Below are 11555 nucleotides of genomic sequence, written 5' to 3' on the forward strand. Positions count from 1 at the left end.
GATGGCTACGGTTACAGTACTAATGTCAACATATAATGGTGAAAAGTATTTAGAAGAACAGATTGATAGCATAGTAAAGCAAGAAGGAGTAAATGTTAAGATACTCGTTCGAGATGATGGGTCAACAGATGGAACACAAAAAATGCTTGACCAATTTCAAGAAAAAGGAATTCTTCATTGGTATACAGGACATAATTTAAGAAGTGCAAAAAGTTTTTTAGACTTAGTATCATGCGCACCGATGTCAGACTATTACGCGTTTTGTGATCAAGATGATGTGTGGAACTCAGACAAACTTTATCGTGCAATAAGTAAACTTGAATGTCTAAAGGATGACTCCAAACCTAGATTATATTGCAGTAACTACCAGTTGGTCGATGCTAAGCTGGAAAACCTGCCAGATAATGGTCATATAAGCACCGTAACATTTAATGCAGCACTTGTTTCAAGCTGTTGTACAGGATGTACAGTAGTGTTTGATAGAAAACTGCTGGAGATTTTAAAAATTGGTTCACCTAAAGTGGTGGTAATGCATGATGACTGGGTTCATAAAGTATGTTTGGCTGTTGGTGGAACAGTGATATATGATGATTATAAAAGTCTTAAATATCGGCAACATGGAGCTAATGTGGATGGTGGAGTGCATAACGTAAGAAGCAAATTCCAAAATATTTTTAACAGGATTCGTAGTAAAGATAGAGTACGAAGTCGGCAAATTGGGGAAATTCTAAGGATATATAGAAGTGTGATGCCACATAATTATGTGATTCTTGCGGATAAAATTGCGACATATGCTGACAAAAATATATTTTGCCGTATTCAGTTAGCATATGACCATGAAATTCGAACACCTTACAAAAGGCTGAATAAAGGGTACAGAGCTGCAATAATTTTAAGATATTATTAAGCCTTGTATGACATAGGAGAATATATAAGTGAAAATTAAAGTAAGAAAAAAAGAGATGGAAGTTATTCCTCTTTTGTTCTTTGCGATATTTTACACACTAACAAGAGCTTGGTGCGCAACCAAATTGGGAGCAATATCTTATATAGCATTTATAGGGATAATATGCACTTTTATAGTTGGATATATAATTACATATAAAAAGCAGAGCGTTAAAATATGTAAAAATTCCTTTTGGATATGTTATGTATTATATTTGGCCTATATTCTGCTCAATATGTTAGCGGAAGCCGATGCAAGTTCATATGCGATATTTGAATATGTGTTTTATATGATGTTTTTATTTGCGATGTGCTATGTTATGGATAATATTGCATTTGAAACAGTCTTGTCAGTGTATGAAATTATTGGTGTAATTATTGCAATAGAAGCAATTTGGGAGTTTTTTTCAGGAAATATTTTATTTCGGTTAAATTCGGAAATCCAAGTGATTCGAAGAGCCTATGGTTTGATCGGATCGCCACTTACGCTTGGTATGACGCTTGCCTGTATTGCGTTGATTTCGATGTACAGAGGAATGATTTCCGATAAGAAGCATTACTTAATTGGATTACTTTCAATTATAGGGTTATTCTGTACACAGTCACGGGGACCATTAGTAGGATTTACTGTTGGTTTTGCAATCATGGTTTTCATACATAATTATTCTATGAATAGAAATGCAAGATTGCCATTTTTGGAGGGAGGCTTAAAAGCTGTTGCTGCTTTATGCGCTTTGTACATTTTAATCAAATGGTTGAGTAGCTACAATGGAATTGCTAATACGATTTATCAACGTATTCAAACAATACTGGTTTGGAATTCCACTGAGAGTGCGAACTACCAACGAATGTCAAAATGGCAGGAAGCATTTGATTTATTTAAGATGAATCCAATATTTGGAATTGGTGTTAGTTCAACAGGATCAAGAGCCACGACTGGTATTGTTCTAGAAAGTGGAGTGCTAAAAAAACTTGTCGAGACAGGTATAATGGGGTTTGCGTTATATTACTATATGATGATTGGTGAGTCCTTAAAAAATATAAGACGGGCTGCGAAACATCATACTAAATATTGCGCATTAGCTGCAGGCGTGATGAGTTCAATTTTTGTTGAAAATTTTATCATGCAGATTGTAGAATCGGCGGGAGTATTTATGATTTTTATGTGGTTCTTTACATATTTGATTGTTGTTAATCGGGGGGGGGATGGAATAGAATAATACAGAAAATTATTAGTACTATAGATAAAAAACTCGCCTTCATTGGATGCAGTGGTTTGTATTCCATATCAAGATCAATGGAGGTGAGTCACTTATGTCGTTGCTAGTATTTTTTGTTTTGACAATTGTTTTATTGTATATTACCTTTGAAGTAAGCAATAAAGATATATTATCACCAGGGGTATTGTTACTACTAGGATATTTGGTCGCTACGATATTTGGAATATATAACATTGAAAGATGGAAAACGAATATTTCTGATTTTATGCTAATTGTAGTTTCATTGGGCATTGTGTTCTTTGTTATCGGAGATGCGCTTGGTAGAAAAATTAGAATTCGTCCATCAAGAACAAAGAATAATATTTCTTCGATGCAGTTGAAGAATCTTGAAGGAAAACAGGGCCTAATAAAATTAGCATTTGTCAGTTTGTTTTGCCTGCTATTTACATACTTAGTATGGAAAGAGATGGTTCGAATAGCATATGCCGATTTTAAGTCGTGGGGAAATATAGTTTATAACTATAAAATAAATAAGGCAAACTATGCTATGTCTGGACTGGGAAAATGGGCCGGAAAATTGACAAAAGCAAGTGCTTATGTTTATTTGCTTGTCTTTGCAAATAATATAACTCAAAGCGAAAAGCTTAAGCTAAAAAGCATGAAAAAGAATATAATATATTTGATTCCGGGAGTTTTTTATTGTGTACAGCAATGGATTTTGGGTGCAAGAATTGGTGTTATTGGATTCATGGTTTCTATAGCATTTTCGATAGGAATCTGCCGATGGATAAAATATAGAAAAGTTTATAAAATCAATATAAACACATTGATTAAGGGCTTTGTTGGCGCAATGGTGATTTGCGTGTGTTTCTTTAAAATCAAGGAACTTGTGGGACGACAGCAAGAAAGTCTAGGAGTGTTAGATTATGTGGCAACCTATCTGGGGGGATCGTTTGATTTGTTTAGCCAATATATGAGAGAGACTAGAGGAGCATTTAAAGGATATGAAAGTTTTTCGGGCGTTGTGGACAATTTGCAGTCGTATTTTGGGGTATTGAAAAATGTGACAATAGTTACATCGCATGAATTTAGAAATGCGGCTACAGGAGTTACAATTGGAAACACTTATACGGGCTTTAGAAATTATTACAATGACTATGGAATTTTTGGAGTTTGTATTTTGTCGAATATGCTAGCAGTGATTTTTTCGAGTACATATACTAGGATAAAGAGATTAAATAGAGTGAAACAAGGAGATTTGGTTCTCATTGTTTTTTATTCGACACAGATTTTCTGTATGCCATTTCACTTCTTTACAGATTACTTTTTTCCTAGAATATCGTTGAATATGGTAATTGACTTCATGCTCATTGTAATTCTTACATGTTTTGTGTTTAACAAAAAAGATTTAATATTAAAGGCAGAGGAAATAGAAAAAATATGAAAATACTTGTATTACATGCACACACAGCAAATCGTGGAGATGAGGCTGCAGTAAAAGCAATGGTGGATGAAATTCTTGAAGCAAAACCGAATGCCAATATAACGATTTGTATCAATGGAAATACTTTTTATCCCAATATGCCTGAGCAAGTCAAACAGATAGGACGTATGCCTAAGTTGCATTCAAAAATGGCATTGCTGGAGTTCTATTTGTTTTATCTGACGGGTACAAAATTTGCTATATCGAAAGAATGCAAAGAATTTAGGACGGAATTACTTGAAGCTGATTTGGTATTGCATGCACCGGGAGGCCCTTCAATTGGCGATATTTATTCGAAGGTTGAAAAGCTATACTTATATCGGCTCAATCTTGCGAGACAGCTGAAAATTCCTTATATGTTCTATGCGCCTTCTATGGGGCCGTTTAATAGTGGAAAAAACGATGATCTTAGAAAAAAAGTAATCTCAGGCGCGGATAAAGTTGTTGTACGAGATCCGATTTCAAAGCAGTATCTTAACCAATACCTTCCAAACGTTCAAGTGGAGCAACATTTGGATTCTGCGCTGCAGCATGATGTTGAAATTCAGAAGTATGATGATATTTATAACAGTTATGCAGCACTAAAGGAATTTATTCGGATTCATCCTAAGTGCCTTGGAATTACTGTTACGGATTTGGCATGGCATCCTACACATGGAAAAACAAAGTTACAGACTCTGATTCCTGAGGTTTTTCAGAAATTTGTAGATGAAAAGATAGCAGAGGGTTATGGAATTGTCTACATTCCGCAACTGTATGGCGCAAATGATGATACAACATTGATGAATCAATTTATGCGGCAGAAACACACGTTTATGGTAGAAGCAAATAAGCCTGAATACGATGCATACTTTCAACAATATGTTATTGGAAAGTTGTACGCAGTTGTTGGAATGCGCTATCACAGTAATATTTTTTCTGCAAAAATGGGAACGCCCTTTGTGTCTGTCTCCTATGAGCAAAAAATGAAAGGATTTATGGAAAAGATTGGGCTGGACGAATACTGCATTCCAATTGACGAATTGACGTTAGAATGTTTGGAAGATACTTTCAATAAGATGTGCAATAATTATCCGGCATATAAAGAAAAACTAAAAGAAAAACATCTTCAGATGAAAAAGGATTCTCATAGAACAACAGAAGATGCACTTGCTATACTGGAGAAAAAACATGTTAAGAAAAATAAAAAACAATCTAAAAATTGCATTGAACCGAGCAGGAATGTTCCTTGAATTTTATCAGGACTATAAAAACTATAAAAGGTGGAATTATAATAATCCTGCAGTAAAGACGCGCGCAGCACAAGAATCAAAGATGCTTCGACAGACCCACATGATTGAAAAGGGAATGTCACTATCTGCTCCGCGAAAGGGGTTCGGCCAGCAGAAAATTAAAGAACTCTTTGAAATGATGGATCAGTATTTGAAATTGGGTTATCCTTCTGATGGTATGCCTTTTCAAGATGCAATCATAGTACTGAATGCTTATGTTCAGATGCAAAGAAAGCTTGGCTATGAAAATGCTGATATGATAGAAAAGCTGAAAAGCTATGATAAATATCGAATTGACGGTCTTACAGCAGGTATAAAACATGATACGAGAGAAAATTTGTTAAGTAATGCTGACAAGCCGTTCCCGGAGTTCTTTTACAGTCGGCATTCAATGCGTCAATTTGATGGTAGAACTATCAATGTTGAGGATATAAAAAAGGCTATTAAAATTGCCCAGAAAGCACCGACAGCGTGTAATCGTCAGGCCAGTAAGGTTTATATGTATACAGACAAGGAGACAAATGTAGCTTTGGGGGAACTGATTGCCGGAAACACAGGGTTCCAGCAAGAAGTTCAAAATTATTTGGTTGTTACTGCGGATGTTTCGGCATTTTATGATACCTTTGAACGAAATCAAGTGTATGTGGAAGCGGGCCTGTTTTCGATGGCACTTGTTGAAGCATTGCATTATTATGGGATTGGAAGTTGTATTCTTCAAAATGGAGAATATCATAAAAAGAATAGAAAATTTAAGGATATTTGTAAAAATATCCCCGAAAATGAGCGAATTATCTTGTTTGTTGCAATCGGATATTATAAGGACGAGTTCTCCTATGCAGTATCTTTGCGGAAGAATGTTGAAGATGTATTCGTTGTAAAATAATAAAGGAATATTTATCGAGATGGTAGATAGAAATAAAGAACTAGCTGTAAATACAGTTATACTTGGAATTGGCCAATTGATTCCTAAATTTTTAGCGATACTTTTACTTCCACTATTGACATCATATCTTACAACAGATGAATACGGAAATTACGATCTGATTTTAAGTATTGCAAGTTTACTGATTCCTATTGTGACAATGCAAATACAGCAGGCCGTATTTAGATATTTACTTGCATCAAAAAGTGTAGAAGATAAAACTTTCTATGTGACGAGTTCACTTGTATATATCGGTGCTTCATCTATTGTATGCTATCCAGTTGTTTATTTAATCTTGAGATTATTAAAGATTGATTCGTTTTCAGCATTACTAATCTGCATCCTGTTTTTAAGTGAGGCCCTTTATTCGTTATTGGGACAAATTGTACGTGGGTTAGGGTATAATGCTAGATATTCTGTAAGTGTTGTTGTTTATTCTGCGGTGAATCTTGTGGCAACAGCGGTGATGTTAATGGGATTTCACTTGGGGTTGCAGGGTGTCATTATCTCTCTAACAATAGGCTATTTAGGCGCAGATACATATATGGTGATTGCGTCGGGAATGATTAGCTACTTTGAGTTAGACAAATTTTCATCGGTGTCTTTGAAGGAACTATTGAATTTTTCAATGCCGATTATTCCGAGTTCAATTGCATTGTGGGTGGTAAATTTATCGGATCGACTAATTATTATCCACTTCATGGGTGCAGCAGCAAATGGAATATATGCAGTTGCAAATAAGATACCCTCGTTGTACAGTACGGCATATGGTATTTTTAATTTAGCATGGACAGAAACGGCAGCTAAGGTTTCTGATGATGGAGACCCGGCAGAATATTATACAAAGCTCTTTTCTGGATTATTTAAATTTTTGATTGGAGTTATGCTAGCCTTGATAGCAGTAACACCGATTATCTTTAGAGTGCTTGTCAAGGGAGACTATGGCACAGCTTTTTTTCAAGTTCCGATATTGTATTTTGGAATATTCTTTAATAGCATTGTTAATTTCTATAGTGGTATTTATATTGCGCTTAAGAGAACAAAACAAGTGGGATACTCATCGGTTGCAGGAGCGATAATTAACGCAGCAATCAATGTGCTATTGATTGGGGAAATTGGACTCTATGCAGCATCAATTTCAACTGCAGTATCTTTTTTGGTGATTGCTATTTATAGAGCTGTTGACCTTAATAAAGTGATAGAGATAAAATATAATATGAAAGAAATCGCAATTGGGATGGGGATGTTTTTGGTATCCACAATTTGCTTGAACAGCAATCAAATGTGGATGATAATTTTGTGCTGGTGCTTTGCAGGAATCTATAATATTACTCAAAATATGCAAATTGCAAAAAGAATTATGGGAAAATTCTTAAAAAAGTGATTGTCATGTAAGGGAGGTTACATTATATGATTGGGAAACATGCGTATCTGATAATGGCGCATAATCAGCCAGAACATTTAAGGAAACTCTTGGACGTGCTTGACAACGAAAGAAATGATATTTTTATTCATCTAGATAAAAAATCCAGTATTGATCCCCAATCGCTCTCGGATATTTGCCAGAAAAGTAAAATGTACTTCACGAATCGACTAAATGTTTATTGGGGGGGGTACACAGATTGAGGCTGAATTGATTTTACTGGAAGCAGCTGTTTCCAAAGGACAATATCAGTATTATCATTTGTTGACAGGAGTAGATTTTCCATTAAAAAAGCAATCAGAAATTTTACGTTTTTTCGATGAGCATTATGGGGAAAATTTTATCAGCATCAATGAGGTAAAAAACACTAAATATTTAGCGAGAGTGAAGTATTACTATCCTTTGCAAGACCATAAGCAAAATCTGTTGATTAAAATTTGCAGAAAAGTGCTGATAATATGTCAACGCATGTTTAGTGTGGATAGAACAAAGAGGTATTCGCAAATAAAAAAGTGGGCAATTGGGTCAGCATACTTTGACATAACCGATGATGTTGCTAGATATTTGGTTGGAAAAAAGAACGAGATAAAAAGTGTGTTTGGAAGCACATTTTGTGCAGATGAAATGTTTTTGCAAACATTAGTTTTAAATTCGGAAATGTATAGAAATTTAAAGCTTTATAAATCTAGTAAGAATAATCCATATATTCAAAATACTTATATGGATGTCCTTCGCGCGATAGATTGGACAAGAGGAAAACCGTATGTGTGGAAAAAAGGGGATTATGGTATTTTAATTGGTTCTAATTGTCTCTTTGCAAGAAAATTTGATTTTACAAATAACCCGGAAATTGTAGAGATGCTATATGAGAAAATCAAGGAATGATACATAATTGGAACTTTTCTTTGCAGATATTAGGTGTGAAGAAATAGAGTATTGCTTTAAGATTTCTACAGTGATATACTTAATATATATAAAGAGGAAAAGAGGTCTGTATATTATGCCCCGTCTTAAAGGTAGCAAGAATAAGCTCAAAACTGTGACCGCCGATTTTGCAACACAGATTGCAGAAAAGCAGTCCGCAAAGGAAGCACTCACAGCGGAAATCGCGTCCATCACCGCCAACATTGACACTTTAAAGGCTGACCTGAAAGAGAAGAAGACTGCTCTGAAGAAGGCCGAAAAAGAAGTAGCAACGCTGGAAGCAAAAAAGGCAAAGGCAGACGCCAAAGCTGCGGAAGAAACAAAAAAAGCAGAAGCAGAGTCCGTTCTGAAAAAACTGCTTGCCGAAGGCATGAGTGCCGATGAAATTCTCGCAAAACTGAAATAACACGAAAAACCCGTGATGGACAGGCATAACGCACTGTTCATCACGGGTTTTAGGGTTATAAGAGTATACAGTTACCCAACGGCAACATCAAACTGAAAATGTGCCGGAAGGTTGAACTGCTTGATAAACGCATGGTGCTGGGCGTGATAGTGCCGTAGATCATATCCTAGATGATGCAGTTCCAGCAGCTTCACCAGCACCAGATTGAGGTGGATTCCCTTGGCGGCAGCAATCTGGGCAGCATCCAGTCCGTGCCGCGTCATTTGATAGACTTCATTACTGTCCAGCATCAGATGGGATGTGAAAGCGTTATGCTCATAAAGAAGGATGTGCTTGTCCTTAATGGTCAAAAACTTGTTCAGAGTATGCAAGTCCATAAGCAGCTGATGCTCCAGATAATGTCCGAGTGCATAGCCGCACACCATCTGCTTCGTCTGTTTGTCCAGCTGGCGATTGATAAGGATCAATGGCTTATCAAAATAGAGCGAAAGTAAACCCAGCATATCTTTAATGCGAGATGTTTCACTGATGTCCAGGCTGCAACTGCGCGCAATCTGTTTGATGTTGCGAGTTCCGACATTTTGGACAAGTTCATTAGCAGCTTGGTGAATAAATGCAGAATCCATAATGTAATCTCCTTTCGGGGATGGCATAGTGAATAGAACAGTGATTTACAGGTTCATGATTCGTTCCTTTTCTCGTTTTTGTTCTCGATACTTAAAATAGGCTTTGTGCATTTCATACATAATGCCGTCCATATCCTGCGGGGTCAACTCTCCGCTGGCAAATAGTTCAGTAAGCTCAAATGCGAGATGCTGGGCTTCTATTTTGCCCTTTTTTCCGTAGGCTTCGGCGGCACGTTCGATAAATAAAGACTGATCCGGCTGTAAATAGGTCAAAGGTACATGGAATATATCAGCCATCTTTTCGAGCATTTCAACACTGCGAGGATAGCGGCCATCACGCTCCCATCCGATGATCGTTCGTTTGTTGATACCCAGGCATTGCGCCAATTCGTCTTGTGTTAAAGAATGTTTCTTTCGTAGATCGCGAACTTTCTCCCCAAATTTCATGTTTGCAACCTTTCTATGGAGTAGTTATCGTGCTGTAACAATGTGCAATGGAATTTGTAAATATTCAATCAGTAAGATGCAATAAATTTTCACATTTTCCTCTTGACACGGCGATATGACTTGCTTATAATATATGCTATATTCTATCATCTTTTGGATTATTATACCGTAAAAATCGTAAATATGCAAGATGAAAAAGGTGAAAAAAGAGCGGAAGTTCAAAAGGTGAAGTTGAATAGAAGATAAGAAGAAACTTAAACCAACACAAAGGAGGCCGTGAGAAGATGAGCAACGGAGAACATGAAATCCGCACCCCAAAGGGGCTGCGGATCGGGAATCGCAGTGTCGTTGATGGAAAGAATATGCTTCAGATCAAGCGTGGTGGCTGTGAAGATTATATTTCTGCTGAATCTCTGGTGGAGTGTATTCACGGCCTTCCCGTGAAGAGTATCGAATTTTTTACAGTAGAGAACCATCGGAAAGAAGCCTGAAGCAGAGTGCTTCATCGGACACTGAAAGCGCAGAGGTGGAATCTTAGGCGGCACTTGGTTAGCCGACCAGCTCCATCAGACGTTCTTTTGGGTCTACAATATAATATCTGTTTGTTTAGAGCGATACCGTAGCAATATGTGATATAGGCCGGAACAGAATGAGCGAATGCAGCGCAGTAGTGCGCCTGTGAGTAACTCATCCTGTTCCGGTTTTTTTAATTTTTTTTTCAAAAACACCTTGCGAAATGCCCTTCCAGCAATTCTATATATGAGAGACTAAACATCACACCTTAAAAGTGAATCATGAAATAGCGATGCAGTAGGAGAAGTCTTAGACTTCCCGTTCAAAAAAAACGGGTAAGTCTGGGACAACTTTTGCTGCATTTTTTGTTTCAGACCGCCCGCAGCCAAAAGGCAGAAAGGTGGACATTATGATGACATTCAAGGATCTGAAAAAGCTTGTTGAACTCCCTTCGTACAAGGAACAGCGTGTTCCAACCGTGAAGGCACTTGAGGTATCTGGTGTGCCAGTGGTTACCGAAAAGGTCTTGGAAAATCATGGCAGCATCAATGTCTACCAGAACGGTTATGTGATCTACCGGGCGCACAAGAGGGTGACAGTTTTTTCTCTCCGCGACTGTGTACATTATAAATATGATGCAGCAGAAGGGGCGGGACATCACATTGAGGAAGCAGAGTTTGACGACTACGAGTGGCACATCCGGCTTGTTCTGGAAGGCGAGGATCGGATTTTTATGAACTATGAGATCATCCAAGGAAAGTGGATGCCATCCCGTGAGGACAGGGAGTATAAAGAAGAAATCCTGGAGGGAGTCGATGAAGCAGTCAGCACACTGGAAAGAATGATAAGTGAAGAAAGAGTGGAAGAATTGCTCTCTACTTTGACTGATTTGCAGAGAAAGGTCGTTCACATCCACCTGTTCCATGGTCTGTCTTTCACAGAGGCGGCAAAACACCTTGGCATGACTCGCCAGAATCTTACCGGAATTTATAACGCAGCAATTTACAAGATACAGAAAAAGCATTTCCGGGCATTGTGCAGCTGCTAACAGATACATAATTAAAAGATGAGCCGTCCAATCAGAAAACACGCTGAATTGGGCGGCTCAAAAATTTTTTGAACTTTTTTCAAAACACCTTGCGAAATAGCCCTTTTCCGATTCTAGGAGTGAGAGGACACAAAAATTCTCCACCCCAATCGGAAGGTTCACAAAATGTTCAAAAAGTTTTTTGAAAACACCTTGCGAAATGACCTTTCTCCGATTCTAAGGATGAGAGGACAATACAAAACCTCTCACCGGAACCTTGAAAATTGAATAAGCCATCCCAGAGAGATACTTCTGATACTGAATGTGCATCCTGCGTGTCTTGTCAGA

At 37.4% G+C, this 11555-nt stretch carries 12 protein-coding genes; 10 read left to right on the plus strand and 2 right to left on the minus strand.

Features of this window, described 5'->3' with window-relative positions:
* Position 1 precedes the first annotated feature (1 nt).
* The 8 genes from C4N22_RS04715 to C4N22_RS04755 all read left to right on the plus strand — a co-directional run bounded on the left by C4N22_RS04715 (position 2) and on the right by C4N22_RS04755 (position 8594).
* A complete protein-coding gene (locus C4N22_RS04715) occupies positions 2-907 on the plus strand; it encodes a glycosyltransferase family 2 protein (RefSeq protein WP_112148157.1) in 906 nt (301 codons plus the stop codon).
* Between the two features lie 28 nt (positions 908-935).
* Entirely contained in the window at positions 936-2165 is a 1230-nt protein-coding gene (locus C4N22_RS04720) for an O-antigen ligase family protein (RefSeq protein ID WP_112148158.1), read from the plus strand.
* Positions 2166-2259: 94 nt separating this feature from the next.
* Positions 2260-3609 carry an O-antigen polymerase gene (locus tag C4N22_RS04725; RefSeq protein WP_181567166.1) on the plus strand — a complete coding sequence of 450 codons (1350 nt, stop codon included), beginning with the start codon at positions 2260-2262 and terminating at the stop codon, positions 3607-3609.
* Positions 3606-4880: a polysaccharide pyruvyl transferase family protein gene (locus C4N22_RS04730; protein WP_112148160.1), complete on the plus strand. Its 1275-nt coding sequence runs from the start codon at positions 3606-3608 to the stop codon at positions 4878-4880. The genes C4N22_RS04725 and C4N22_RS04730 overlap by 4 nt, the downstream gene beginning before the upstream one ends.
* Positions 4819-5802 (plus strand): nitroreductase family protein, encoded by a 984-nt coding sequence (locus tag C4N22_RS04735; RefSeq protein WP_181567167.1) that lies wholly within the window; start codon positions 4819-4821, stop codon positions 5800-5802. The genes C4N22_RS04730 and C4N22_RS04735 overlap by 62 nt, the downstream gene beginning before the upstream one ends.
* Before the next feature lie 19 nt (positions 5803-5821).
* Positions 5822-7225, plus strand: coding sequence for a lipopolysaccharide biosynthesis protein (locus tag C4N22_RS04740; protein ID WP_112148162.1), 1404 nt, complete (start codon positions 5822-5824; stop codon positions 7223-7225).
* 213 nt (positions 7226-7438) lie between these two features.
* Positions 7439-8149 carry a beta-1,6-N-acetylglucosaminyltransferase gene (locus C4N22_RS04750; protein ID WP_112148164.1) on the plus strand — a complete coding sequence of 237 codons (711 nt, stop codon included), beginning with the start codon at positions 7439-7441 and terminating at the stop codon, positions 8147-8149.
* 115 nt (positions 8150-8264) lie between these two features.
* Positions 8265-8594 carry a hypothetical protein gene (locus C4N22_RS04755; RefSeq protein ID WP_112148165.1) on the plus strand — a complete coding sequence of 110 codons (330 nt, stop codon included), beginning with the start codon at positions 8265-8267 and terminating at the stop codon, positions 8592-8594.
* 71 nt (positions 8595-8665) lie between these two features.
* Here C4N22_RS04755 and C4N22_RS04760 read toward each other — a convergent pair whose 3' ends face one another.
* The gene (locus tag C4N22_RS04760) at positions 8666-9220 is read right to left on the minus strand and encodes a hypothetical protein (protein ID WP_112148166.1); all 555 of its coding nucleotides are present in this window, start codon (positions 9218-9220) and stop codon (positions 8666-8668) included.
* A gap of 45 nt (positions 9221-9265) precedes the next feature.
* Positions 9266-9667, minus strand: coding sequence for a helix-turn-helix transcriptional regulator (locus tag C4N22_RS04765; RefSeq protein ID WP_112148167.1), 402 nt, complete (start codon positions 9665-9667; stop codon positions 9266-9268).
* Between the two features lie 284 nt (positions 9668-9951).
* Between C4N22_RS04765 and C4N22_RS04770 the strand changes: the two genes are divergently transcribed.
* Positions 9952-10158 (plus strand): hypothetical protein, encoded by a 207-nt coding sequence (locus C4N22_RS04770; protein WP_112148168.1) that lies wholly within the window; start codon positions 9952-9954, stop codon positions 10156-10158.
* A 431-nt stretch (positions 10159-10589) separates the two neighbouring features.
* Entirely contained in the window at positions 10590-11228 is a 639-nt protein-coding gene (locus C4N22_RS04775; RefSeq protein ID WP_146746505.1) for a sigma-70 family RNA polymerase sigma factor, read from the plus strand.
* Positions 11229-11555: the final 327 nt, after the last annotated feature.

Origin of the sequence: Faecalibacterium prausnitzii (assembly GCF_003287495.1) — a bacterium.
In the GTDB taxonomy this organism is placed as follows: domain Bacteria; phylum Bacillota; class Clostridia; order Oscillospirales; family Ruminococcaceae; genus Faecalibacterium; species Faecalibacterium prausnitzii_I.

Coding starts and splice junctions, on each gene's coding strand:
- C4N22_RS04715 (WP_112148157.1), top strand. CDS start 2: ATGGCTACGGTTACAGTACTAATGTCAACATATAATGGTGAAAAGTAT.
- C4N22_RS04725 (WP_181567166.1), top strand. CDS start 2,260: ATGTCGTTGCTAGTATTTTTTGTTTTGACAATTGTTTTATTGTATATT.
- C4N22_RS04730 (WP_112148160.1), top strand. CDS start 3,606: ATGAAAATACTTGTATTACATGCACACACAGCAAATCGTGGAGATGAG.
- C4N22_RS04735 (WP_181567167.1), top strand. CDS start 4,819: ATGTTAAGAAAAATAAAAAACAATCTAAAAATTGCATTGAACCGAGCA.
- C4N22_RS04740 (WP_112148162.1), top strand. CDS start 5,822: ATGGTAGATAGAAATAAAGAACTAGCTGTAAATACAGTTATACTTGGA.
- C4N22_RS04750 (WP_112148164.1), top strand. CDS start 7,439: ATGTTTATTGGGGGGGGTACACAGATTGAGGCTGAATTGATTTTACTG.
- C4N22_RS04755 (WP_112148165.1), top strand. CDS start 8,265: ATGCCCCGTCTTAAAGGTAGCAAGAATAAGCTCAAAACTGTGACCGCC.
- C4N22_RS04760 (WP_112148166.1), bottom strand. CDS start 9,220: ATGGATTCTGCATTTATTCACCAAGCTGCTAATGAACTTGTCCAAAAT.
- C4N22_RS04765 (WP_112148167.1), bottom strand. CDS start 9,667: ATGAAATTTGGGGAGAAAGTTCGCGATCTACGAAAGAAACATTCTTTA.
- C4N22_RS04770 (WP_112148168.1), top strand. CDS start 9,952: ATGAGCAACGGAGAACATGAAATCCGCACCCCAAAGGGGCTGCGGATC.
- C4N22_RS04775 (WP_146746505.1), top strand. CDS start 10,590: ATGATGACATTCAAGGATCTGAAAAAGCTTGTTGAACTCCCTTCGTAC.